This window comes from Pseudomonas aeruginosa, assembly GCF_001457615.1.
Classification (GTDB): domain Bacteria; phylum Pseudomonadota; class Gammaproteobacteria; order Pseudomonadales; family Pseudomonadaceae; genus Pseudomonas; species Pseudomonas aeruginosa.
In genome coordinates this window covers 5,361,433-5,385,386 of sequence record NZ_LN831024.1, presented here as the reverse complement: position 1 = coordinate 5,385,386, position 23,954 = coordinate 5,361,433, and the positions used below count along the sequence as shown (strand labels likewise).

Here is a 23,954-nt window from a genome sequence, read left to right as displayed (position 1 = left end):
GCGTTGGCGTGTCTGGAGGGTCCTTAATTGAGACGGAAAGGTTATGGCGAAACGAGACTTTTACGAGGTTCTGGGGGTTGAGCGTGGCGCCAGCGAGGCGGACCTGAAGAAGGCCTACCGCCGCCTGGCGATGAAATACCACCCGGACCGCAATCCTGGCGACAAGGAAGCCGAGGACAAGTTCAAGGAGGCCAACGAGGCCTACGAGGTCCTCTCCGATGCCAGCAAGCGGGCGGCCTACGACCAGTACGGCCATGCCGGCGTCGATCCGAATATGGGTGGGGGCGCTGGCGCCGGTTTCGGCGGGGCGAGCTTCTCCGACATCTTCGGCGATGTGTTCAGCGATTTCTTCGGTGGCGGCGGTGCCCGCGGTGGCTCGCGCGGCGGCGCGCAGCGCGGCGCGGACCTGCGCTACACCCTGGACCTCGACCTGGAGGAGGCGGTACGTGGCACCACCGTCACCATCCGCGTGCCGACCCTGGTCGGTTGCAAGACCTGCAACGGCAGCGGCGCCAAGCCCGGCACCACACCGGTCACCTGCACCACTTGCGGCGGTATCGGCCAGGTGCGCATGCAGCAGGGCTTCTTCTCGGTCCAGCAGACCTGCCCGCGCTGCCACGGCACCGGCAAGATGATTTCCGATCCCTGTGGCTCCTGCCATGGGCAGGGGCGCGTGGAAGAGCAGAAGACCCTGTCGGTGAAGGTGCCGGCCGGCGTCGACACCGGCGACCGCATCCGCCTCACCGGCGAAGGCGAGGCCGGCAGCATGGGTGGTCCGGCGGGCGACCTGTACGTGGTGGTCAATGTGCGCGAGCACCCGATCTTCCAGCGCGACGGCAAGCATCTGTACTGCGAAGTGCCGATCAGTTTCGCCGACGCTGCGTTGGGTGGCGAGCTGGAAGTGCCGACCCTGGATGGCCGGGTCAAGCTGAAGATTCCGGAAAGCACCCAGACCGGCAAGTTGTTCCGCCTGCGCGGCAAGGGCGTGGCCCCGGTGCGCGGCGGCGGCGCCGGCGACCTGATGTGCAAGGTGGTGGTGGAAACCCCGGTGAACCTGGACAAGCGCCAGCGCGAGCTGCTCGAGGAGTTCCGCAAGTCGTTGCAGAGCGACACCTCGCATTCGCCCAAGGCCAGTGGCTGGTTCGAAGGCATGAAGCGTTTCTTCGACGACCTATAAACAAAGCCATGGGCGCGGCCTGACAGCCGCGTCCGGGTTCCGCGTGGAGTGGTTTTATGCGACGTATAGCCGTAGTGGGCGCCGCCGGGCGCATGGGCAAGAACCTGATCGAGGCCGTTCAGCAGACCGGCGGTGCCGCCGGGCTGACGGCGGCGGTGGATCGTCCGGATAGCACCCTGGTGGGGGCGGACGCCGGCGAGCTGGCCGGTCTCGGCCGGATCGGCGTGCCGCTGTCCGGGGACCTGGGCAAGGTCTGCGAGGAGTTCGACGTCCTGATCGACTTCACCCATCCCTCCGTAACCCTGAAGAACATCGAGCAGTGCCGCAAGGCGCGCTGCGCGATGGTCATCGGCACCACCGGCTTCAGCGCCGACGAGAAGCTGCTGCTGGCCGAAGCGGCGAAGGATATCCCGATCGTCTTCGCTGCCAACTTCAGCGTCGGCGTGAACCTTTGCCTGAAGCTTCTGGATACTGCGGCACGGGTGCTGGGCGACGAAGTGGATATCGAGATCATCGAGGCCCATCACCGGCACAAGGTCGATGCGCCGTCCGGCACCGCCTTGCGCATGGGCGAGGTGGTAGCCCAGGCGCTCGGCCGGGACCTCCAGGAAGTGGCGGTCTACGGACGCGAGGGGCAGACCGGCGCGCGGGCGCGGGAAACCATCGGCTTCGCCACCGTGCGCGCCGGCGACGTGGTGGGCGACCACACCGTGCTGTTCGCCGCCGAGGGCGAGCGCGTGGAGATCACCCACAAGGCTTCCAGCCGCATGACCTTCGCCCGTGGCGCGGTGCGTGCGGCGCTGTGGCTGGAGGGCAAGGAGAACGGCCTGTACGACATGCAGGATGTGCTCGGCCTACGCTGAGGCGCTGCCGCACGTCGTCTTATTGGTGGACCGGAATGTCGCGATTCTGTAAACTACAGCTTTAGTGTGTCCACTAAAAGCAGCGCAGCATGAATCGAAAAAAAGCGGGATGACTCTTCACGGTGTCATCCCGCTTTTTTACACCTGCGCGACCAGTCAGGCTTGATTTACGGGAGGTCTTCTTGACTAAGCCAGCCATACTTGCACTTGCCGACGGCAGCATTTTTCGCGGTGAAGCCATCGGTGCCGACGGCCAGACCGTTGGCGAGGTGGTGTTCAACACCGCCATGACCGGCTACCAGGAAATCCTTACCGATCCTTCCTACGCCCAGCAGATCGTCACCCTGACCTACCCGCACATCGGCAATACCGGTACCACCCCGGAAGACGCCGAGGCCAACCGCGTCTGGGCCGCCGGCCTGATCATCCGCGACCTGCCGCTGATCGCCAGCAACTGGCGCAGCAAGCAGTCGCTGCCTGACTACCTGAAAGCCAACGGCACCGTCGCCATCGCCGGCATCGATACCCGTCGCCTGACCCGCATCCTCCGCGAGAAGGGTTCGCAGAACGGCTGCATCCTGGCCGGTGCCGACGCTACCGAGGAACGCGCGCTGGAGCTGGCTCGCGCCTTCCCCGGCCTGAAGGGCATGGACCTGGCCAAGGAGGTCACCACCGCCGAGCGCTACGAGTGGCGCTCCAGCGTCTGGAACCTGGAAAGCGACAGTCATCCGGAGATCCCGGCCGGTGAACTGCCGTATCACGTGGTGGCCTACGACTACGGCGTGAAGCTGAACATCCTACGCATGCTGGTGGCGCGCGGCTGCCGCCTGACCGTGGTGCCGGCGCAGACACCGGCCAGCGAAGTGCTGGCGCTGAACCCTGACGGCATCTTCCTTTCCAACGGCCCCGGCGACCCCGAACCGTGCGACTACGCGATCCAGGCGATCCGCGAATTCCTCGATACCGAGATCCCGGTGTTCGGCATCTGCCTCGGCCATCAGTTGCTGGCCCTGGCCTCTGGCGCCAAGACCCTGAAGATGGGCCACGGGCACCACGGCGCCAACCACCCGGTGCAGGACCTGGACAGCGGCGTGGTGATGATCACCAGCCAGAACCACGGTTTCGCGGTCGACGAGAGCACCCTGCCGGACAACCTGCGAGCCACTCACAAGTCGCTGTTCGACGGTACCCTGCAGGGTATCGAGCGCACCGACAAGGTCGCTTTCAGCTTCCAGGGCCACCCCGAGGCGAGCCCCGGTCCGCATGACGTCGCCCCGCTGTTCGACCGCTTCATCTCGGCGATGGCCGAGCGTCGCTGAGGAGCAGAGCCATGCCGACCCTGGGGATAACCGATTTCTGGACCTACGTGCTGGGTGTGGTTTTCGTGATCCTGTTGCCCGGACCGAACTCGTTGTTCGTCCTCGCGACTTCGGCCCAGCGTGGCGTGGCGACCGGCTACCGGGCCGCCTGCGGCGTGTTCCTCGGAGACGCGGTGCTGATGCTGCTGTCGGCCCTCGGCGTGGCGTCCCTGCTGAAGGCCGAGCCGATGCTGTTCATCGGCCTGAAGTACCTCGGTGCGGCCTACCTGTTCTATCTCGGCGTCGGCATGCTGCGGGGCGCCTGGCGCAAGCTGCGCAATCCCGAGGCGACGGCGGCGCAGGCCGAACAGGTGGATGTCCACCAGCCGTTCCGCAAGGCGCTGCTGCTCAGCCTGTCGAATCCCAAGGCGATCCTGTTCTTCATCTCCTTCTTCATCCAGTTCGTCGATCCCGGCTATGCCTATCCGGGCCTGTCGTTCCTGGTGCTGGCGGTGATCCTGGAACTGGTCAGCGCCCTTTACCTGAGCTTCCTGATTTTCACCGGTGTGCGGCTGGCGGCCTGGTTCCGCCGGCGGCAACGGTTGGCTGCCGGCGCCACTTCGGGCGTCGGCGCCCTGTTCGTCGGCTTTGGTGTGAAGCTGGCCACCGCAACCCTGTCCTGATTATTGCAACGAGAGTCCCATGCCAAAACGTACAGACATAAAGAGCATCCTGATCCTCGGTGCCGGCCCCATCGTGATTGGCCAGGCCTGCGAATTCGACTACTCCGGCGCCCAGGCCTGCAAGGCCCTGCGCGAGGAGGGCTACCGCGTCATCCTGGTGAACTCCAACCCCGCGACCATCATGACCGATCCGGCGATGGCCGACGCGACCTACATCGAGCCGATCAAGTGGGCCACCGTGGCCAAGATCATCGAGAAGGAACGCCCCGACGCGCTGCTGCCGACCATGGGCGGCCAGACCGCGCTGAACTGCGCCCTGGACCTGGAGCGCCACGGCGTGCTGGAGAAGTTCGGCGTGGAGATGATCGGCGCCAATGCCGATACCATCGACAAGGCCGAGGACCGCTCGCGCTTCGACAAGGCGATGAAGGATATCGGCCTGGCCTGTCCGCGCTCGGGCATCGCCCACAGCATGGAGGAGGCCTACGGCGTGCTCGAGCAGGTCGGCTTCCCCTGCATCATCCGTCCGTCCTTCACCATGGGCGGCACCGGCGGCGGTATCGCCTACAACCGTGAAGAGTTCGAAGAGATCTGCGCCCGTGGCCTCGACCTGTCGCCGACCAACGAGCTGTTGATCGACGAGTCGCTGATCGGCTGGAAGGAATACGAGATGGAGGTGGTCCGCGACAAGAAGGACAACTGCATCATCGTCTGCTCCATCGAGAACTTCGACCCGATGGGCGTGCACACCGGTGACTCGATCACCGTGGCACCGGCGCAGACCCTGACCGACAAGGAATACCAGATCATGCGCAACGCCTCGCTGGCGGTATTGCGCGAGATCGGCGTGGAAACCGGCGGTTCCAACGTGCAGTTCGGCATCTGCCCGAACACCGGGCGCATGGTGGTGATCGAGATGAACCCGCGGGTTTCCCGCTCCTCGGCCCTGGCCTCCAAGGCCACCGGTTTCCCGATCGCCAAGATCGCCGCCAAGCTGGCGGTCGGCTACACCCTCGACGAACTGCAGAACGACATCACCGGCGGTCGCACCCCGGCGTCGTTCGAGCCGGCCATCGACTACGTGGTGACCAAGATCCCGCGCTTCGCCTTCGAGAAATTCCCGAAAGCCGATGCCCGCCTGACCACCCAGATGAAGTCGGTCGGCGAAGTCATGGCCATCGGCCGGACCTTCCAGGAGTCGGTGCAGAAAGCCTTGCGCGGCCTGGAAGTCGGCGCCACCGGCTTCGATCCGAAGCTCGACCTGAACGACCCGGAGGCCGACAGCATCCTCAAGCGCGAGCTGACCGTGCCCAGCGCCGAGCGTGTCTGGTACGTCGCCGACGCCTTCCGCGCCGGCAAGAGCGTCGAGGAAGTGTTCGAGCTGACCCGCATCGACGAATGGTTCCTGGTGCAGATCGAGGACCTGGTCAAGGACGAGGAGAAGGTCAAGACCCTCGGCCTGTCCTCTATCGATCGCGAGCTGATGTACAAGCTCAAGCGCAAGGGCTTCTCCGACGCGCGCCTGGCCAAGCTGCTCGGCGTCACCGAGAAGAACCTGCGCAGCCATCGCCACAAGCTGAAGGTACTGCCGGTCTACAAGCGCGTCGATACCTGCGCCGCCGAGTTCGCCACCGACACCGCCTACATGTATTCGACCTACGAGGAAGAGTGCGAGGCCAACCCGTCGAGCCGCGAGAAGATCATGATCCTCGGCGGCGGTCCGAACCGCATCGGCCAGGGCATCGAGTTCGACTACTGCTGCGTGCACGCGGCGCTGGCGATGCGCGAAGACGGCTACGAGACCATCATGGTCAACTGCAACCCGGAAACCGTCTCCACCGACTATGACACCTCCGACCGCCTGTACTTCGAGCCGGTGACCCTCGAGGACGTCCTTGAGATCGTCCGCGTCGAGCAGCCCAAGGGCGTGATCGTCCAGTACGGCGGCCAGACCCCGCTGAAGCTCTGCCGCGCCCTCGAAGAGGCCGGCGTGCCGATCATCGGCACCAGCCCGGACGCCATCGACCGTGCCGAAGACCGCGAGCGCTTCCAGCAGATGGTCCAGCGCCTGAACCTGCGCCAGCCGGCCAACGCCACCGCGCGCAGCGAAGACGAGGCCCTGGCTGCGTCCAAGGCCATCGGTTATCCGCTGGTGGTACGCCCGTCCTACGTGCTGGGCGGGCGGGCGATGGAAATCGTCTACCAGGAAGAAGAACTCAAGCGCTACATGCGTGAGGCGGTTCAGGTTTCCAACGACAGCCCGGTGCTGCTCGACCACTTCCTCAACTGCGCCATCGAAGTCGACATCGACGCGGTATGCGACGGCGAGATCGTGGTGATCGGCGCGATCATGCAGCATATCGAGCAGGCTGGCGTTCACTCCGGCGACTCCGCCTGTTCGCTGCCGCCGTACTCGCTGCCGCAGCACATCCAGGACGAGATCCGCGAGCAGGTCAAGAAAATGGCCCTGGAGCTTGGCGTGGTCGGCCTGATGAACGTGCAGATGGCGGTGCAAGGCGAGGATATCTTCGTCATCGAGGTCAACCCGCGTGCCTCGCGTACCGTGCCGTTCGTCTCCAAGTGCGTCGGCGAGTCGCTGGCCAAGGTCGCCGCCCGCGTCATGGCCGGCAAGACCCTGGCCGAGGTCGGCTTCACCCAGGAAATCATCCCGCCGTTCTTTAGCGTCAAGGAAGCGGTGTTCCCGTTCGCCAAGTTCCCCGGCGTCGATCCGATCCTCGGCCCGGAAATGAAGTCCACTGGTGAAGTGATGGGCGTCGGTGATAGCTTTGCCGAAGCCTTTGCCAAGGCTCAGTTGGGGGCCAGCGAGATCCTTCCGACCGCCGGTTGCGCCTTCATCAGCGTCCGCGAAGACGACAAGCCGTTCGCCGCCCAGGTGGCTGGCGACCTGGTCGCGCTGGGCTTCGAAGTGGTAGCCACCGCCGGTACCGCGCGTGTCATCGAGGCCGCGGGCCTGCCGGTGCGTCGCGTGAACAAGGTGACCGAAGGTCGCCCGCACGTGGTGGACATGATCAAGAACGACGAGGTCACCCTGATCATCAACACCACCGAGGGCCGGCAGTCCATCGCTGACTCCTACTCCATTCGTCGAAACGCCCTGCAGCACAAGATCTGCTGCACCACCACCATTGCGGGTGGGCAGGCGATCTGTGAGGCGCTCAAGTTCGGTCCCGAGAAGACCGTTCGGCGTCTGCAGGATCTCCACGCAGGAATCAAGGCATGAGCAAGTTCCCCATGACCGTCCAGGGCGCCCGCGCCCTGGAAGAAGAAGTGAAACACCTGAAGGGCGTGCTGCGCCCGCAGATCAGCCAGGCCATCGCCGAAGCGCGTGAACTGGGCGACCTCAAGGAAAACGCCGAGTACCATGCGGCGCGCGAACAGCAGGGCATGGTCGAGGCGCGTATCCGCGACATCGAGGCCAAGCTGTCCAACGCCCAGGTCATCGATGTCACCGCCATCCCGCACAGCGGCAAGGTGATCTTCGGCACCACCGTCGATATCGCCAACGTCGAGACCGACGAGACCGTGACCTACCAGATCGTCGGCGACGACGAGGCGGATATCAAGGGTGGCAAGATCTCGGTGAATTCGCCGATCGCCCGTGCGCTGATCGGCAAGACCGAGGGCGATGCCGTGCTGGTGAGAACCCCGGGCGGCGACGTCGAGTACGAGATCGTCGAGGTTCGCCATATCTAAGCGCGCTCCGTTGCGCGCAGGCGCGATCAGTTGGCTGCTGGCCCAGACGTTCTGGGTCGGCGGCCTCTGGTTGCTGCAGTTCGTGGTCCTGCCTGCGTTGGCCAAGACCGGACTGGCGCCGTTGCTGGTGGAAACCGTAGCCGCGGCGTTGACGCCGCTGCTGATCGGCTTCGCCGGATTCTGTGCGGTGCTGCAGGCGCTGGTGTTGGTGTCGAGCCACGGGCCGAGGAGCCTCTGGCGAGACCTTCGCGGTCAGTTGTTGCTCGCCGTCGCGCTGCTCTGCCTGGTGTATTTCCTGGTGCGTGGGCTGGCGCCCGAGGCGGTGCGCTGGCTGCTGTTCAACTACCTGGCGGTGGCGATGTGTGGCCTGCTGCTGGTGTTGCAGCCGGTACCGGGGCGGGACGAGGAAGGCGTCTGAACCAGGTCGGGAAGTTTCCCGACCTTGGTTGGATGGGGCATCAGATGCCGGCGAAACGGCTGATGTTCGAGAGATTCTTGTTCGGCTTCGGGTTCTTCCGATAGACCAGCGCCATCTTGCCGATGCTTTGCACCAGGTCGCTGCGCGACTGCGCGCAGAGTTCGTCGAGCAGGGCGCGGCGATCGTCGCGCTCGGCCAGCGCCAGTTTCACCTTGATCAGTTCGTGATCGTTGAGTGCGCGCTCGAGTTCGGCGAGAACGCCTTCGGTCAAGCCGTTCTCGGCTACGATCAATACCGGTTTCAGGTGGTGACCGATAGATTTGAACTGTTTCTTCTGCTCTTGAGTGAGCGCCATAATCAGACCCCTGGGAAAAAGTCGTCTATTTTACCCCAGTTTTAGTCCAAGTGATGCTGCCCCCGCCGACCGGGGGTGCCCGAAGAGGTATTCCGTGGCCCGCTCCAAAACCAGCCAGCGTTGGCTGAAAGAACATTTCGACGATCCCTACGTGAAGATGGCCCAGCGCGATGGCTATCGCTCGCGCGCCAGCTACAAGCTGCTGGAGATCCAGGAGAAGGACCGCATCCTGCGTCCGGGCATGACCGTGGTCGACCTGGGCGCCGCGCCGGGCGGGTGGTCGCAGGTCACCAGCCGGGTGATCGGCGACCGCGGCCGGCTGATCGCTTCGGACATCCTCGAGATGGACAGCATCCCCGACGTCACCTTCATCCAGGGCGACTTCACCGAGGACGCGGTGTTCGCGCGGATCCTCGAGGCGATCGGCGACCATCCGGTAGACCTTGTGATTTCCGATATGGCCCCCAATATGAGTGGAGTGCGGGCCGCCGACCAGCCGCGCGCCATGTATCTCTGCGAACTGGCGCTGGACCTGGCCGGCCGTGTGCTGCGGCCGGGCGGCGATTTCCTGATCAAGATCTTCCAGGGCGAAGGTTTCGACCAGTACCACAAGCAGGCCCGGGAAATGTTCGACAAGGTACAGATGCGCAAGCCCCTGTCGTCGCGTGATCGTTCGCGGGAACAGTATCTGCTCGCACGCGGCTTTCGCGGGGAATAGACTGGAATGATTGACCCTATAGCCTGTCTATTGGTCGATGACCTGTTGTGCCGGGACGGGCGAGGGTTCATAAAGGGTTACAGACAACGCCTGCGTGCGCGGGCGCTTGTGTAGTACTTTTGGCCGGAAGGAGTCTGGCCGTCGTGTGAAGCGGTTTCCAGGACGGAGCCGGCTTCAGAGGGTAGTCAATTGAACGACATGGCAAAGAATCTGATTCTGTGGCTGATCATCGCGGCGGTACTGGTGACCGTGATGAACAATTTCTCGAGCCCGAGCGAGCCACAGACGCTGAACTACTCGGACTTCATCCAGCAGGTCAAGGATGGCAAGGTCGAGCGAGTGACCGTGGATGGCTATGTCATCACCGGCAAGCGTAGCGACGGCGATACCTTCAAGACCATCCGCCCGGCGATCCAGGACAACGGCCTGATCGGCGACCTGGTCAACAACAACGTCGTGGTCGAGGGCAAGCAGCCCGAACAGCAGAGCATCTGGACCCAGTTGCTGGTCGCCAGCTTCCCGATCCTGGTGATCATCGCCGTCTTCATGTTCTTCATGCGCCAGATGCAGGGTGGCGGCGGCGGTCGCGGCGGCCCGATGAGCTTCGGCAAGAGCAAGGCGCGCCTGCTGTCCGAGGACCAGGTCAAGACCACCTTCGCTGACGTCGCCGGCTGCGACGAGGCCAAGGAGGAGGTCAGCGAGCTGGTCGAGTTCCTTCGCGATCCGGGCAAGTTCCAGCGCCTGGGCGGCCGTATCCCGCGCGGCGTGCTGATGGTCGGCCCGCCCGGCACCGGCAAGACCCTGCTGGCCAAGGCCATCGCCGGCGAAGCCAAGGTGCCGTTCTTCACCATTTCCGGTTCCGACTTCGTCGAGATGTTCGTCGGCGTGGGCGCTTCCCGTGTCCGCGACATGTTCGACCAGGCCAAGAAGCATGCGCCGTGCATCATCTTCATCGACGAGATCGACGCCGTCGGCCGCCATCGCGGCGCCGGCCTGGGCGGTGGTCACGACGAGCGCGAGCAGACCCTCAACCAGTTGCTGGTGGAGATGGATGGCTTCGAGATGAACGATGGCATCATCGTCATCGCTGCCACCAACCGTCCGGACGTTCTGGACCCGGCGCTGCTGCGTCCGGGCCGCTTCGACCGCCAGGTGGTGGTCGGCTTGCCGGATATCCGCGGGCGCGAACAGATCCTCAAGGTGCACATGCGCAAGGTGCCGCTGGGCGACCATGTCGATCCTGCCGTCATCGCCCGCGGTACGCCCGGTTTCTCCGGCGCCGACCTGGCCAACCTGGTCAACGAGGCTTCGCTGTTCGCCGCGCGCTCCAACAAGCGCATCGTCGACATGCGCGAGTTCGAGCTGGCCAAGGACAAGATCATGATGGGCGCCGAGCGCAAGACCATGGTCATGTCCGAGAAGGAGAAGCGCAACACCGCCTACCACGAAGCCGGCCACGCCATCGTCGGTCGCCTGGTGCCGGAGCATGACCCGGTCTACAAGGTGTCCATCATTCCGCGCGGACGCGCCCTGGGCGTGACCATGTTCCTCCCCGAGGAAGATCGCTACAGCCTGTCCAAGCGCGCGCTGGAAAGCCAGATCTGCTCGCTGTTCGGCGGCCGTATCGCGGAAGAGATGACCCTCGGCTTCGAAGGCGTCACCACTGGCGCTTCCAACGACATCATGCGTGCTACCCAGTTGGCGCGGAACATGGTGACCAAGTGGGGTCTGTCCGAGAAGCTCGGCCCGCTGATGTACGCGGAGGAGGAGGGCGAGGTGTTCCTCGGCCGTAGCGCCGGCAGCCAGCACGCCAATGTGTCGGGCGAGACCGCCAAGATGATCGACCAGGAAGTCCGGCGCATCATCGACGACTGCTACGGTACCGCCAAGCGACTGCTCGACGAGAACCGCGACAAGCTGGAGATGATGGCCGACGCACTGATGAAGTACGAAACCATCGACTCCGACCAGATCGACGACATCATGGCCGGTCGCGTGCCGCGCGAGCCGCGTGACTGGCAGGGTGGTTCGGGTACCGGCACCCCGCCGGCCAACCTGGAAGAGTCGGGCCGCCGCGAGAACACCCCTCCCATCGGTGGGCCGGCCGGCGAGCACTGAGAGCCCTGAATGAGCAATCCGCAATACCCGACCCGACTGCCTTGCGGCAGTCGGGTTCTTGATTTGGCCCGCCCACATGTCATGGGCATCCTCAATGTCACCCCCGATTCCTTTTCCGATGGCGGCCGTTACGACCGGCTGGACGATGCCCTGCGGCATGCCGAGCGCATGGTGCGGGAAGGCGCAACGCTCATCGACGTCGGCGGCGAGTCGACCCGTCCCGGTGCGCGCAGCGTTTCTCCGACGGAGGAGCTGGAGCGGGTCGCTCCGGTAGTCGAACGCATCGCTCGCGAGCTGGACGTCGTGATTTCGGTGGATACCTCCACGCCCGCGGTCATGCGCGAAACTGCGCGTCTCGGAGCGGGTCTGATCAACGACGTCCGTTCGCTGCAGCGCGACGGTGCGCTGGATGCTGCGGTGGATAGCGGCCTGGCGGTCTGCCTCATGCACATGCGTGGAGAACCGCAGACCATGCAGGATGCGCCTGCCTACCAGGATGTGGTGGCGGAAGTCGGCGCGTTCCTGCAGGAGCGTGTGAATGCCTGCGTGGCGGCCGGAATCGACCGCGAGCGGCTGTTGCTGGATCCGGGTTTCGGTTTCGCCAAGACACTGGAGCACAACCTGGTGCTGTTCAGGCATCTGCAGGCACTCCATGGCCTGGGCTTGCCGTTGTTGGTCGGCGTTTCGCGCAAGAGCATGATCGGCAAGGTACTGGGGCGGGAGGTGGACGAACGCCTCTACGGCAGCCTAGCTCTGGCGGCCCTGGCGCTGGCCAAGGGCGCACGGATAATTCGAGTGCATGACGTGGCGGCGACCGTCGACGTGATGCGAATGATCTCCGCCGTTGAAATGGCGGATTGAGCACGGAAGACAAAAGATGAGCAGAAAATACTTCGGGACTGACGGTATCCGTGGTCGTGTTGGCGAGTTTCCGATTACTCCGGACTTCGTTCTCAAGCTGGGCTGGGCGGTGGGCATGGCCTTCCGCCGGCAGGGCAACTGCCGGGTCCTGATCGGCAAGGACACGCGCAGCTCGGGTTACATGTTCGAGTCGGCCTTCGAGGCGGGGCTCTCCGCTTCCGGCGCCGATACCCTGTTGCTGGGACCGATGCCTACCCCCGGCATCGCCTACCTGACGCGGACTTTCCACGCCGAGGCCGGGGTGGTGATCAGCGCTTCGCACAATCCCCACGACGACAACGGCATCAAGTTCTTCTCCGGGCAGGGGACCAAGCTGCCGGATGACGTCGAGCTGATGATCGAGGAACTGCTCGATGCGCCGATGACCGTGGTGGAGTCCGCCCGTCTCGGCAAGGTTTCGCGGATCAATGACGCGGCGGGGCGCTACATCGAATTCTGTAAGAGCAGCGTGCCGACCAGCACCGACTTCAACGGTCTCAAGGTCGTGCTCGACTGCGCCAACGGCGCTACCTACAAGATCGCTCCCAGCGTCTTCCGGGAACTGGGCGCGGAAGTGACGGTGCTGGCGGCCAGCCCGAATGGCCTGAACATCAACGACAAGTGCGGTTCCACTCACCTGGATGGCCTGCAGGCTGCGGTGGTCGAGCACCATGCCGACCTCGGCATCGCCTTCGACGGCGACGGCGACCGGGTGATGATGGTCGACCATACCGGTGCGGTCGTGGATGGCGACGAACTGCTTTTCCTCATCGCGCGCGACCTGCAGGAAAGCGGGCGCCTGCAAGGCGGTGTGGTCGGCACCCTGATGAGCAACCTCGGCCTGGAGCTGGCTTTGCAGGAGCTGCATATCCCGTTCGTGCGGGCGAAGGTCGGCGATCGCTATGTGATGGCCGAACTGCTGGCTCGGAACTGGATGCTGGGAGGGGAGAATTCGGGACATATCGTCTGCTGCCAGAACACCACGACGGGCGATGCCATCATCGCGGCGCTACAGGTGCTGATGGCGCTCAAGCATCGCGGCCAGACCCTGGCCGAGGCGCGCCAGGGGATTCGCAAGTGCCCCCAGGTGCTGATCAATGTGCGCTTCAAGGGCGAAAGCGATCCGCTCGAGCACCCGTCGGTGAAGGAGGCCAGCGTCCGCGTCACCGAGCAAATGGGCGGGCGCGGCCGTGTCCTGCTGCGCAAATCCGGCACAGAGCCGTTGGTCCGGGTGATGGTCGAGGGCGACGAGGAAGCTAGCGTTCGTGCCCACGCCGAACAGCTGGCAAAAATTGTTTCTGAGGTATGTGCTTGATTTTGCTTGCCAGTCTGGAAACTGTTGAGTAACATCTGCGCCCACTTTGCCCCGCGAGGTACAGCATGCGTCGACCCTTGGTGGCCGGTAACTGGAAAATGCACGGTACGCATTCCAGTGTGGCCGAGTTGATCAAAGGCTTGCGTCAGCTGGCGTTGCCGAGCGGAGTCGATGTAGCTGTGATGCCACCTTGCTTGTTCATCAGTCAGGTCATCCAGGGCCTGGCCGGCAAGGCGATCGATGTAGGTGCGCAGAACAGCGCCGTCGAGCCGATGCAAGGCGCGCTGACCGGTGAGACTGCTCCCAGTCAGTTGGCGGATGTCGGTTGTAGCATGGTCCTCGTGGGCCACTCGGAGCGTCGCCTGATTCTCGGCGAGAGTGACGAGGTTGTGAGTCGCAAGTTTGCCGCGGCTCAGTCGTGCGGCCTGGTGCCGGTGCTGTGTGTCGGGGAGACCCGGGCGGAGCGCGAGGCGGGCAAGACGCTGGAGGTTGTCGCAAGGCAGCTGGGAAGCGTGATCGACGAGTTGGGTGTTGGAGCTTTTGCTCGCGCAGTCGTGGCTTACGAGCCGGTCTGGGCGATCGGGACCGGGTTGACCGCGTCCCCCGCGCAAGCCCAGGAAGTGCACGCGGCGATCCGCGCGCAACTGGCAGCGGAAAATGCCGAGGTCGCAAAAGGTGTGCGACTCCTTTACGGCGGCAGTGTAAAGGCGGCAAGTGCAGCCGAGTTGTTCGGCATGCCGGATATCGATGGGGGGCTGGTAGGTGGAGCCTCCCTCAATGCGGATGAGTTCGGCGCGATCTGTCGTGCCGCGGGAAGCTGAAGATGCTGGAAAAGGTCGTAATTGTCGTGCACCTGCTGATGGCATTGGGTCTTGTTGGCCTGATCCTCGTTCAGCATGGCAAGGGTGCGGATGCAGGGGCTTCTTTCGGTGCAGGTGCTTCGGCAACTGTTTTCGGAAGCCAAGGTTCCGCTACCTTTTTGAGTCGGATTACTGGTATACTGGCAGCGGTTTTTTTCTTGACCAGCCTTGGCTTAGCGTACTTCGCTAAAGAAAAGTCTGATGCTCTGCAACACATCGGGCTGCCGGATCCGGCAGTTCTGGAGCAGAAGCAAGAGAAAGCACCGGCCGCTGACGATGTGCCGGTTCTTCAGGAGCAGTCCAAGCCTGCGGAAAGTGCAGGCGATGTACCGGCGGCTCCTGAACAGAAGTAAGAGAAAGGTTTCTGCCGAGGTGGTGGAATTGGTAGACACGCTACCTTGAGGTGGTAGTGGCCATAGGCTGTAGGGGTTCGAGTCCCCTCCTCGGTACCATATAAGCAAGCCCCGTCCTGCGGGGTTTGTCTCTGCAAGGTTCGGTTGACCCATCAGGGTGTCGGTCGTATAATCTTGCACCAGCTTTGACGCGGGGTGGAGCAGTCTGGTAGCTCGTCGGGCTCATAACCCGAAGGTCGTTGGTTCAAATCCAGCCCCCGCAACCAGTTTTTCAGGGCCCCTTTTTAGGGGCTTTTTGTTAGCTGGACAGTCCATGCCACGGTTCCGAGTGGCAATTTAGGGATGGGCGTTTCGCCCATTTTTTGTTTCTACGACATACGCGAGGCGATCAGGTGTCGAGCAAGCTAGAACAGTTGCAGGCCTTGCTGGCCCCTGTGGTCGAGGCGCTCGGCTATGAGTGCTGGGGCGTCGAGTTCATTTCCCAGGGTCGTCATTCGGTGTTGCGCGTCTATATCGACCGCCCCGAAGGCATCCTCATCGATGACTGTGAAGCCGTCAGTCGGCAGGTCAGCGGTATTCTCGACGTCGAAGACCCGATCAGCGGCGAGTACACCCTGGAGGTGTCCTCTCCGGGCATGGATCGGCCGCTGTTCACCCTCGAACAGTTCGCCAAGCATGCCGGCGAGCAAGTGAAGATCAGGCTGCGTTCGCCCTATGAGGGGCGGCGTAACTACCAAGGCATTCTCCGTGGTGTGGAGGAGCAGGATGTGGTGGTCCTGGTGGACGATCACGAGTACCTGCTGCCGATCGATTCGATCGACAAGGCCAACATCATTCCCCGTTTTGATTGAGACGCGAATCCGCGGATCCAATGGATTGAAAGGCGAGGCGTACAATGAGCAAAGAAGTACTGCTGGTTGTTGAGTCGGTATCCAACGAAAAGGGCGTACCGGCCGGCGTGATTTTCGAGGCGCTGGAGCTGGCTCTGGCGACCGCCACCAAGAAACGTTTCGAGGACGAGGTCGACCTGCGCGTCGAGATCAATCGTCATAACGGCAGCTACGAGACTTTCCGTCGTTGGCACGTCGTCGCCGACGAGGACTACCAGGACCCCGCCACCGAGATCACCGTCGAGGACGTCCAGGAGCAGAAGCCGGGCGCGAAGGTCGGCGAGGTCATCGAAGAAAAGATCGAATCCATCGAGTTCGGCCGCATCGCTGCGCAGACTGCCAAGCAGGTCATCGTGCAGAAGGTCCGCGAGGCCGAGCGCGCCCAGGTGGTCGATGCCTACCGCGAGAAGGTCGGCGAGATCATTTCCGGTACCGTGAAGAAGGTCACCCGCGACAACGTCATCGTCGATCTCGGCAACAACGCCGAGGCGCTGCTGGCCCGCGACCAGATCATTCCGCGCGAGACCTTCCGCGTTGGCACCCGCGTGCGTGCCCTGCTGAAGGAGATCCGTACCGAGAACCGCGGTCCTCAACTGGTCCTGTCGCGTACCGCGCCGGAAATGCTGATCGAGCTGTTCCGCATCGAAGTACCGGAAATCGCCGAGCAGTTGATCGACGTGATGGCCGCCGCCCGTGACCCGGGCTCGCGCGCCAAGATCGCCGTTCGTTCCAAGGACAAGCGCATCGACCCGCAGGGCGCCTGCATCGGCATGCGCGGTTCGCGCGTCCAGGCGGTATCCGGCGAGATCGGTGGAGAGCGGGTGGACATCGTCCTGTGGGACGACAACCCGGCGCAATTCGTGATCAACGCCATGGCTCCGGCCGAGGTGGCGGCGATCATCGTCGACGAGGATACCCATACCATGGATATCGCCGTCGCCGAGGACAATCTGGCGCAGGCTATCGGCCGCAGTGGCCAGAACGTCCGTCTGGCCAGCCAGTTGACCGGCTGGACCCTGAATGTGATGACCGAGGCGGATATCCAGGCCAAGCAACAGGCCGAGACCGGGGATATCCTGCAGCGCTTCGTCGACGAGCTGGATGTCGACGAGGAACTGGCCCAGGTACTGGTGGAAGAGGGCTTCACGACTCTTGAGGAAATCGCCTACGTACCGATGGAAGAGATGCTCAGCATCGATGGCTTCGACGAAGACATCGTCAACGAGCTGCGCTCCCGTGCCAAGGATCGCCTGCTGACCAAGGCCATTGCGACCGAAGAGAAGCTCGCCGACGCACAACCGGCAGAAGACCTGCTCAGCCTCGATGGCATGAGCAAGGAGCTGGCCCTGGACCTGGCGCTGCGTGGCGTAACCACCCGTGAAGATCTGGCCGAGCAATCGATCGACGATCTGCTCGACATCGACGGCATGGACGAAGAGCGTGCCGGCAAGTTGATCATGGCCGCCCGGGCCCATTGGTTCGAGTAAGCAGTCGCGGCCTGAGGAGAGAAGTGCATGACGCAAGTCACGGTGAAAGAACTGGCCCAGGTGGTCGACACACCGGTGGAGCGCCTGCTGCTGCAGATGCGTGACGCAGGTCTGCCGCACACCAGTGCCGAACAAGTTGTAACGGATAGCGAGAAGCAAGCCCTGCTGACCCACCTGAAAGGCAGCCATGGCGATCGCGCCAGCGAGCCGCGCAAGATCACCCTGCAACGCAAGACCACTACCACGCTGAAAGTGGGTGGCAGCAAGACGGTGAGCGTCGAAGTTCGCAAGAAGAAAACCTATGTCAAGCGCAGCCCCGACGAGATCGAGGCCGAGCGCCAGCGCGAACTCGAGGAGCAGCGCGCGGCGGAAGAGGCGGAGCGTCTGAAGGCCGAAGAGGCCGCTGCCCGCCAGCGTGCCGAAGAGGAAGCGCGCAAGGCCGAGGAAGCTGCGCGTGCCAAGGCTGCCCAGGAAGCAGCGGCTACTGCCGGTGCCGAGCCTGCCGTGGTGGCGGATGTCGCGGTTGCCGAACCAGTGGCCAAGCCTGCCGCCGTGGAAGAGCGCAAGAAGGAAGAGCCGCGCCGCGTGCCCAAGCGTGACGAGGACGATGACCGCCGCGACCGCAAGCACACCCAGCACCGTCCCTCGGTCAAGGAGAAGGAAAAGGTTCCTGCTCCGCGCGTGGCTCCACGCAGCACCGACGAGGAAAGCGATGGTTACCGTCGCGGCGGTCGTGGTGGCAAGTCGAAGCTGAAGAAGCGCAACCAGCACGGGTTCCAGAACCCGACAGGACCGATCGTGCGTGAAGTGAACATCGGTGAGACCATCACCGTAGCCGAGTTGGCCGCCCAGATGTCGGTCAAGGGTGCCGAAGTCGTCAAGTTCATGTTCAAGATGGGCTCCCCGGTGACCATCAACCAGGTCCTGGACCAGGAGACCGCCCAACTGGTCGCCGAAGAGCTGGGCCACAAGGTCAAGCTGGTCAGCGAGAACGCGCTGGAAGAACAACTGGCCGAGTCCCTGAAGTTCGAAGGCGAGGCGGTCACCCGCGCGCCGGTCGTCACCGTCATGGGCCACGTCGACCACGGCAAGACCTCGCTGCTCGACTACATCCGTCGCGCCAAGGTCGCCGCGGGCGAGGCCGGTGGCATCACCCAGCATATCGGTGCCTACCACGTCGAAACCGAGCGTGGCATGGTGACCTTCCTGGATACCCCCGGCCACGCCGCGTTCACCGCGATGCGTGCCCGTGGCGCCCAGGCGACCGACATCGTGATCCTGGTGGTCGCGGCCGACGACGGTGTCATGCCTCAGACCCAGGAAGCCGTGCAGCACGCGAAAGCGGCGGGCGTGCCGATCGTGGTCGCGGTGAACAAGATCGACAAGCCCGAGGCCAACCCGGACAACATCAAGAACGGCCTGGCCGCTCTCGACGTGATCCCGGAAGAGTGGGGCGGCGACGCTCCCTTCGTCCCGGTTTCGGCGAAGCTCGGTACTGGCGTCGATGAACTGCTCGAAGCGGTCCTGCTGCAGGCGGAAGTGCTCGAACTGAAAGCCACTCCGTCGGCCCCGGGCCGTGGCGTGGTGGTCGAGTCGCGCCTGGACAAGGGACGCGGCCCGGTGGCCACCGTGCTGGTCCAGGACGGTACCCTGCGCCAGGGCGACATGGTGCTGGTCGGCATCAACTACGGTCGTGTCCGCGCCATGCTCGACGAGAACGGCAAGCCGATCAAGGAAGCCGGCCCGTCGATCCCGGTCGAGATCCTCGGCCTGGACGGTACGCCGGATGCCGGTGACGAGATGACCGTGGTCGCCGACGAGAAGAAGGCCCGCGAAGTCGCCCTGTTCCGTCAAGGCAAGTTCCGTGAGGTGAAACTGGCGCGTGCCCATGCCGGCAAGCTGGAAAACATCTTCGAGAACATGGGCCAGGAAGAGAAGAAGACCCTGAACATCGTCCTCAAGGCCGATGTGCGCGGTTCGCTCGAGGCTCTGCAAGGCTCGCTCAGCGGCCTGGGCAACGACGAAGTGCAGGTCCGCGTGGTCGGTGGCGGCGTCGGTGGCATCACCGAGTCCGACGCCAACCTGGCGCTGGCTTCCAACGCGGTGCTGTTCGGCTTCAACGTGCGTGCCGACGCCGGCGCGCGCAAGATCGTCGAAGCCGAAGGTCTGGATATGCGTTACTACAACGTGATCTACGACATCATCGAGGACGTCAAGAAGGCCCTGACCGGCATGCTCGGCAGCGATCTGCGGGAGAACATCCTGGGCATCGCCGAGGTGCGCGACGTGTTCCGCTCGCCGAAGTTCGGCGCGATCGCCGGCTGCATGGTCACCGAGGGCATGGTGCACCGCAACCGTCCGATCCGCGTGCTGCGCGACGACGTGGTCATCTTCGAAGGCGAGCTGGAGTCTCTCCGTCGCTTCAAGGACGACGTCGCCGAAGTGCGTGCCGGCATGGAGTGTGGCATCGGCGTGAAGAGCTACAACGACGTCAAGGTCGGCGACAAGATCGAAGTGTTCGAGAAGGTCGAAGTCGCACGCAGCCTTTGATGGCGAGTGCGTAACCACAGCGCCCGGGCCGGCTTCCAGCTGTCCCGGGCGTTTGTCGCTTTTTTTTCCAGTGACCGGGTGTCGCTGGAGGCAGGTTGAAAAATGGCAAAAGACTACAGCCGTACCCAGCGTATCGGCGATCAGATGCAACGCGAACTGGCTCAACTGATCCAGCGCGAGATCAAGGACCCGCGCCTGGGCCTGGTCACCATCACCGGTGTCGAGGTCAGCCGCGACGTGGCGCACGCCAAGGTGTTCATCACCGTCATGGGCCAGGACGATGCCGGCAAGATCGCCCTGAACATGGAAATCCTCAACGACGCCGCCGGCTACCTGCGCATGCTGCTGGGCAAGTCGATGAAGCTGCGCAGCGTGCCGCAACTGCATTTCCACTACGACGAAAGCATCCGCCGCGGCGCCGAGCTGTCGGCGCTGATCGAGCGTGCGGTGGCCGAAGACGGCCGCCGCCACGGCGACGACGAGACCGAGGACTGAGCGTGGCCCAGGTGAAGCGTATCCGCCGCTCCATCAGCGGCATCCTGGTGCTCGACAAGCCGCGCGGCATGAGTTCCAACCAGGCACTGCAGAAAGTCCGCTGGCTGCTCAATGCCGAGAAGGCCGGCCACACCGGCAGCCTCGACCCACTGGCCACCGGGGTGCTGCCGCTGTGCTTCGGCGAGGCGACCAAGTTCTCCCAGTATCTTCTCGATGCCGACAAGGGTTACGAGACGGTGATGCGCATGGGCATCACCACCACCACCGGCGACGCCGAGGGCGAACTGCTCGCCGAGCGGGACGTGACCGTCGGTCGGGACGATCTCGAACAGGCCCTGCCGCGCTTCCGTGGCGACATAGAGCAGGTGCCGCCGATGTACTCGGCGCTGAAGAAAGACGGACAGCCGCTGTACAAGCTCGCCCGTGCAGGAGAGGTAGTGGAGCGCGAGGCGCGTTCTGTTACTATTACGCGCCTGGATTTGCTCTCCTTCGAGCCGCCCTGTGCGACCCTGGCCGTTTCCTGCAGCAAAGGCACCTACGTGCGTACGCTGGTGGAAGATCTTGGCCGGGTCCTGGGCTGCGGCGCGCACGTCGCGGCACTGCGGCGGACCCAGGCCGGGCCGTTCGCCCTGGCCCAGGCGATCACCCTCGAGACGCTCGAACGCGTGCATGCCGAAGGTGGTCCGGAAGCGCTGGACCAATTCCTGATGCCGGAAGACAGCGGCCTGTTGCATTGGCCGGTGTTGCAGTTGTCCGAGCACAGTGCGTACTACTGGCTGCACGGGCAGCCGGTGCGGGCCCCGGAAGCGCCGAAGTTCGGCTGGTTGCGGGTGCAGGATCACACAGGTCGTTTCATCGGTATCGGTGAAGTGACCGACGACGGGCGTATCGCCCCGCGTCGACTGATTCGGTCATAAGACCGATACGAGGGTGGCTGTCAGCAGGCACGGTCATTCCTCCTTTTAAAACACGGGAAGCGATTCCCGGCCTGTTCACTCAGAGGAAGCCCATCATGGCACTGAGCGTTGAAGAAAAAGCGCAGATCGTTAACGAATACAAGCAAGCTGAAGGCGACACCGGTTCCCCGGAAGTGCAGGTAGCCCTGCTGTCCGCCAACATCAACAAGCTGCAGGATCACTTCAAGGCCAACGGCAAGGATCACCATTCCCGCCGTGGTCTGATCCGTATGGTTAACCAGCGCCGTAAGCTGCTGGACTACCTGAAGGGCAAAGACGTGTCTCGCTACACTGCCCTGATCGGCCGTCTGGGTCTGCGTCGCTAAGCGACGCCGGTCGGCAGCTTGAAGCAAGAAGCTGGAAGTCTGGCGTCGATACCCGCACACGAGGCGGGTATCGGCGTCGGGCTTCCAGCTTCGCGCTTTCTAGGAATCGATTCGGGTCCGACTCCCGGCATTCCACCGATTTCCCCCAAGGCAACATAGAAGGTAAAGACACCGTGAACCCGGTAACCAAGCAATTCCAGTTCGGTCAGTCGACCGTCACTCTCGAGACCGGCCGTATCGCTCGCCAGGCCACCGGCGCCGTACTGGTCACCATGGACGACGTCAGCGTGCTGGTCACCGTGGTCGGCGCCAAGTCGCCGGCCGAAGGCCGCGACTTCTTCCCGCTGTCCGTGCACTACCAGGAAAAGACCTACGCCGCAGGCCGTATCCCCGGTGGTTTCTTCAAGCGTGAAGGACGTCCTTCCGAGAAGGAAACCCTGACCTCGCGCCTGATCGACCGTCCGATCCGTCCGCTGTTCCCCGAAGGTTTCATGAATGAAGTGCAGGTCGTCTGCACCGTCGTTTCCACCAACAAGAAGTCCGATCCGGACATCGCCGCGATGATCGGCACCTCCGCCGCCCTGGCGATCTCCGGCATTCCGTTCGGCGGCCCGATCGGCGCCGCCCGCGTCGGTTTCCACCCGGAAATCGGCTACATCCTCAACCCCACCTACGAGCAACTGCAGAGTTCCAGCCTCGACATGGTCGTGGCCGGTACCGAAGACGCCGTGCTGATGGTGGAGTCCGAGGCCGACGAACTGACCGAAGACCAGATGCTCGGTGCCGTGCTGTTCGCCCACGACGAGTTCCAGGCGGTGATCCGTGCCGTCAAGGAGCTGGCCGCCGAAGCTGGCAAGCCGGCCTGGGACTGGAAAGCCCCGGCGGAAAACACCGTGCTGGTCAACGCCATCAAGGCAGAGCTGGGCGAAGCGATCTCCCAGGCCTATACCATCACCATCAAGCAGGACCGCTACAACCGTCTGGGCGAGCTGCGCGACCAGGCCGTGGCCCTGTTCGCCGGCGAGGAAGAGGGCAAGTTCCCGGCTTCCGAGGTCAAGGACGTATTCGGCCTGCTGGAATACCGCACCGTTCGCGAGAACATCGTCAACGGCAAGCCGCGTATCGACGGTCGTGACACCCGTACCGTGCGTCCGCTGCGCATCGAAGTCGGCGTGCTCGGCAAGACCCACGGTTCCGCGCTGTTCACCCGTGGCGAAACCCAGGCCCTGGTCGTCGCGACCCTCGGCACCGCGCGCGATGCCCAGTTGCTGGATACCCTGGAAGGCGAGCGCAAGGACGCCTTCATGCTGCACTACAACTTCCCGCCCTTCTCGGTAGGCGAGTGCGGCCGCATGGGCAGCCCGGGTCGTCGTGAAATCGGCCATGGCCGTCTGGCCCGTCGTGGCGTCGCTGCCATGCTGCCGACCCAGGACGAGTTCCCCTACACCATTCGCGTGGTTTCCGAGATCACCGAGTCCAACGGTTCCAGCTCGATGGCCTCCGTGTGCGGCGCCTCCCTGGCGCTGATGGATGCCGGTGTGCCGGTCAAGGCGCCGGTCGCCGGTATCGCCATGGGCCTGGTCAAGGAAGGCGAGAAGTTCGCCGTCCTGACCGACATCCTCGGTGACGAAGACCACCTGGGCGACATGGACTTCAAGGTTGCCGGTACCGACAAGGGCGTCACCGCCCTGCAGATGGACATCAAGATCAACGGTATCACCGAAGAGATCATGGAGATCGCCCTGGGCCAGGCCCTGGAAGCTCGCCTGAACATCCTCGGCCAGATGAACCAGGTCATCGCCAAGCCTCGCGCCGAGCTGTCCGAGAACGCCCCGACCATGCTGCAGATGAAGATCGACTCGGACAAGATCCGCGACGTCATCGGCAAGGGCGGCGCGACCATCCGTGGTATCTGCGAAGAGACCAAGGCCTCGATCGACATCGAGGACGATGGCAGCGTGAAGATCTACGGCGAAACCAAGGAAGCCGCCGAGGCCGCCAAGCTGCGCGTCCTGGCGATCACCGCGGAAGCCGAGATCGGCAAGATCTACGTCGGCAAGGTGGAGCGCATCGTCGACTTCGGTGCCTTCGTCAACATCCTGCCGGGCAAGGACGGCCTGGTGCATATCTCGCAGATCAGCGACAAGCGCATCGACAAGGTCACCGACGTGCTGCAGGAAGGCCAGGAAGTGAAGGTCCTGGTGCTCGACGTGGACAACCGTGGCCGCATCAAGCTGTCGATCAAGGACGTGGCTGCCGCCGAAGCTTCCGGCGTGTAAGTCGAGTCGTGATCGATGAAAACAGGGCCCTCGGGCCCTGTTTTCGTTTCCGCGACACGCTTCTCGGCGAAGGGGGTGAATCCTTGCATTTTGCAAGCCCTGCCATCGCCAATTCGGCATTCTGCAACCGTCTCGCTTCCGACCTGTTTTTTAACCTATTGTTTTTAAAGGATTTTATTTTAGAGGAAAACTGGCACAG

Annotated in this window: 21 protein-coding genes and 2 tRNA genes; 22 read left to right on the top strand and 1 reads right to left on the bottom strand. The window is 63.7% G+C overall.

The window, feature by feature from the left end:
- Positions 1-43 precede the first annotated feature (43 nt).
- The 7 genes from dnaJ (at position 44) to AT700_RS24745 (ending at position 8,153) form a co-directional block, all read left to right on the top strand.
- On the top strand, positions 44-1,177 hold the full coding sequence (gene dnaJ, locus AT700_RS24775; RefSeq protein ID WP_003095211.1) for a molecular chaperone DnaJ: 1,134 nt from the start codon (positions 44-46) through the stop codon (positions 1,175-1,177).
- Positions 1,178-1,233: 56 nt separating this feature from the next.
- Positions 1,234-2,040 carry a 4-hydroxy-tetrahydrodipicolinate reductase gene (dapB, locus tag AT700_RS24770; RefSeq protein ID WP_048521694.1) on the top strand — a complete coding sequence of 269 codons (807 nt, stop codon included), beginning with the start codon at positions 1,234-1,236 and terminating at the stop codon, positions 2,038-2,040.
- A 182-nt stretch (positions 2,041-2,222) separates the two neighbouring features.
- Positions 2,223-3,359, top strand: a complete 1,137-nt coding sequence (carA, locus tag AT700_RS24765) for a glutamine-hydrolyzing carbamoyl-phosphate synthase small subunit (RefSeq protein ID WP_003095209.1) — start codon at positions 2,223-2,225, stop codon at positions 3,357-3,359.
- A gap of 11 nt (positions 3,360-3,370) precedes the next feature.
- Positions 3,371-4,021, top strand: a complete 651-nt coding sequence (gene leuE, locus AT700_RS24760) for a leucine efflux protein LeuE (protein WP_003095208.1) — start codon at positions 3,371-3,373, stop codon at positions 4,019-4,021.
- Positions 4,022-4,040: 19 nt separating this feature from the next.
- Entirely contained in the window at positions 4,041-7,262 is a 3,222-nt protein-coding gene (carB, locus tag AT700_RS24755) for a carbamoyl-phosphate synthase large subunit (RefSeq protein ID WP_003095207.1), read from the top strand.
- Positions 7,259-7,735 carry a transcription elongation factor GreA gene (gene greA, locus AT700_RS24750; protein ID WP_003095206.1) on the top strand — a complete coding sequence of 159 codons (477 nt, stop codon included), beginning with the start codon at positions 7,259-7,261 and terminating at the stop codon, positions 7,733-7,735. The genes carB and greA overlap by 4 nt, the downstream gene beginning before the upstream one ends.
- Before the next feature lie 10 nt (positions 7,736-7,745).
- Positions 7,746-8,153: a DUF4149 domain-containing protein gene (locus AT700_RS24745; protein WP_003109321.1), complete on the top strand. Its 408-nt coding sequence runs from the start codon at positions 7,746-7,748 to the stop codon at positions 8,151-8,153.
- 40 nt (positions 8,154-8,193) lie between these two features.
- On the opposite strand, the gene yhbY is transcribed toward AT700_RS24745, so the two are convergent.
- Positions 8,194-8,508, bottom strand: a complete 315-nt coding sequence (gene yhbY / locus AT700_RS24740) for a ribosome assembly RNA-binding protein YhbY (protein ID WP_003095204.1) — start codon at positions 8,506-8,508, stop codon at positions 8,194-8,196.
- A gap of 94 nt (positions 8,509-8,602) precedes the next feature.
- On the opposite strand from yhbY, the gene rlmE reads away from it, so the two are divergent.
- The 15 genes from rlmE (at position 8,603) to pnp (ending at position 23,755) form a co-directional block, all read left to right on the top strand.
- Positions 8,603-9,226: a 23S rRNA (uridine(2552)-2'-O)-methyltransferase RlmE gene (rlmE, locus tag AT700_RS24735; protein WP_003095202.1), complete on the top strand. Its 624-nt coding sequence runs from the start codon at positions 8,603-8,605 to the stop codon at positions 9,224-9,226.
- A 198-nt stretch (positions 9,227-9,424) separates the two neighbouring features.
- Positions 9,425-11,344: an ATP-dependent zinc metalloprotease FtsH gene (gene ftsH, locus AT700_RS24730; protein WP_003095200.1), complete on the top strand. Its 1,920-nt coding sequence runs from the start codon at positions 9,425-9,427 to the stop codon at positions 11,342-11,344.
- Between the two features lie 9 nt (positions 11,345-11,353).
- Positions 11,354-12,205 (top strand): dihydropteroate synthase, encoded by an 852-nt coding sequence (gene folP / locus AT700_RS24725; protein WP_003121077.1) that lies wholly within the window; start codon positions 11,354-11,356, stop codon positions 12,203-12,205.
- A 16-nt stretch (positions 12,206-12,221) separates the two neighbouring features.
- On the top strand, positions 12,222-13,559 hold the full coding sequence (gene glmM / locus AT700_RS24720) for a phosphoglucosamine mutase (RefSeq protein ID WP_003116076.1): 1,338 nt from the start codon (positions 12,222-12,224) through the stop codon (positions 13,557-13,559).
- A gap of 65 nt (positions 13,560-13,624) precedes the next feature.
- Positions 13,625-14,380 (top strand): triose-phosphate isomerase, encoded by a 756-nt coding sequence (tpiA, locus tag AT700_RS24715; protein ID WP_003100513.1) that lies wholly within the window; start codon positions 13,625-13,627, stop codon positions 14,378-14,380.
- Between the two features lie 2 nt (positions 14,381-14,382).
- Positions 14,383-14,772 carry a preprotein translocase subunit SecG gene (gene secG, locus AT700_RS24710; RefSeq protein ID WP_003095194.1) on the top strand — a complete coding sequence of 130 codons (390 nt, stop codon included), beginning with the start codon at positions 14,383-14,385 and terminating at the stop codon, positions 14,770-14,772.
- Between the two features lie 13 nt (positions 14,773-14,785).
- Positions 14,786-14,871 (top strand) — tRNA-Leu (locus AT700_RS24705).
- Between the two features lie 90 nt (positions 14,872-14,961).
- Positions 14,962-15,038: transfer RNA gene (locus AT700_RS24700), tRNA-Met, on the top strand.
- 126 nt (positions 15,039-15,164) lie between these two features.
- Positions 15,165-15,623, top strand: coding sequence for a ribosome maturation factor RimP (rimP, locus tag AT700_RS24695; RefSeq protein ID WP_003095193.1), 459 nt, complete (start codon positions 15,165-15,167; stop codon positions 15,621-15,623).
- Positions 15,624-15,667: 44 nt separating this feature from the next.
- Positions 15,668-17,149 (top strand): transcription termination factor NusA, encoded by a 1,482-nt coding sequence (gene nusA, locus AT700_RS24690; protein WP_003095192.1) that lies wholly within the window; start codon positions 15,668-15,670, stop codon positions 17,147-17,149.
- 27 nt (positions 17,150-17,176) lie between these two features.
- Entirely contained in the window at positions 17,177-19,699 is a 2,523-nt protein-coding gene (gene infB, locus AT700_RS24685) for a translation initiation factor IF-2 (protein WP_003113908.1), read from the top strand.
- Positions 19,700-19,801: 102 nt separating this feature from the next.
- The gene (gene rbfA / locus AT700_RS24680) at positions 19,802-20,194 is read left to right on the top strand and encodes a 30S ribosome-binding factor RbfA (RefSeq protein WP_003100519.1); all 393 of its coding nucleotides are present in this window, start codon (positions 19,802-19,804) and stop codon (positions 20,192-20,194) included.
- A 2-nt stretch (positions 20,195-20,196) separates the two neighbouring features.
- A complete protein-coding gene (gene truB, locus AT700_RS24675) occupies positions 20,197-21,111 on the top strand; it encodes a tRNA pseudouridine(55) synthase TruB (protein WP_016264152.1) in 915 nt (304 codons plus the stop codon).
- Positions 21,112-21,206: 95 nt separating this feature from the next.
- Positions 21,207-21,476 carry a 30S ribosomal protein S15 gene (gene rpsO / locus AT700_RS24670; RefSeq protein ID WP_003095184.1) on the top strand — a complete coding sequence of 90 codons (270 nt, stop codon included), beginning with the start codon at positions 21,207-21,209 and terminating at the stop codon, positions 21,474-21,476.
- Between the two features lie 173 nt (positions 21,477-21,649).
- A complete protein-coding gene (pnp, locus tag AT700_RS24665; RefSeq protein ID WP_048521693.1) occupies positions 21,650-23,755 on the top strand; it encodes a polyribonucleotide nucleotidyltransferase in 2,106 nt (701 codons plus the stop codon).
- The last annotated feature ends 199 nt before the right edge of the window (positions 23,756-23,954 follow it).

Coding starts and splice junctions, on each gene's coding strand:
- dnaJ (WP_003095211.1), top strand. CDS start 44: ATGGCGAAACGAGACTTTTACGAGGTTCTGGGGGTTGAGCGTGGCGCC.
- dapB (WP_048521694.1), top strand. CDS start 1,234: ATGCGACGTATAGCCGTAGTGGGCGCCGCCGGGCGCATGGGCAAGAAC.
- leuE (WP_003095208.1), top strand. CDS start 3,371: ATGCCGACCCTGGGGATAACCGATTTCTGGACCTACGTGCTGGGTGTG.
- carB (WP_003095207.1), top strand. CDS start 4,041: ATGCCAAAACGTACAGACATAAAGAGCATCCTGATCCTCGGTGCCGGC.
- greA (WP_003095206.1), top strand. CDS start 7,259: ATGAGCAAGTTCCCCATGACCGTCCAGGGCGCCCGCGCCCTGGAAGAA.
- yhbY (WP_003095204.1), bottom strand. CDS start 8,508: ATGGCGCTCACTCAAGAGCAGAAGAAACAGTTCAAATCTATCGGTCAC.
- ftsH (WP_003095200.1), top strand. CDS start 9,425: ATGGCAAAGAATCTGATTCTGTGGCTGATCATCGCGGCGGTACTGGTG.
- folP (WP_003121077.1), top strand. CDS start 11,354: ATGAGCAATCCGCAATACCCGACCCGACTGCCTTGCGGCAGTCGGGTT.
- glmM (WP_003116076.1), top strand. CDS start 12,222: ATGAGCAGAAAATACTTCGGGACTGACGGTATCCGTGGTCGTGTTGGC.
- tpiA (WP_003100513.1), top strand. CDS start 13,625: ATGCGTCGACCCTTGGTGGCCGGTAACTGGAAAATGCACGGTACGCAT.
- secG (WP_003095194.1), top strand. CDS start 14,383: ATGCTGGAAAAGGTCGTAATTGTCGTGCACCTGCTGATGGCATTGGGT.
- nusA (WP_003095192.1), top strand. CDS start 15,668: ATGAGCAAAGAAGTACTGCTGGTTGTTGAGTCGGTATCCAACGAAAAG.
- infB (WP_003113908.1), top strand. CDS start 17,177: ATGACGCAAGTCACGGTGAAAGAACTGGCCCAGGTGGTCGACACACCG.
- rbfA (WP_003100519.1), top strand. CDS start 19,802: ATGGCAAAAGACTACAGCCGTACCCAGCGTATCGGCGATCAGATGCAA.
- rpsO (WP_003095184.1), top strand. CDS start 21,207: ATGGCACTGAGCGTTGAAGAAAAAGCGCAGATCGTTAACGAATACAAG.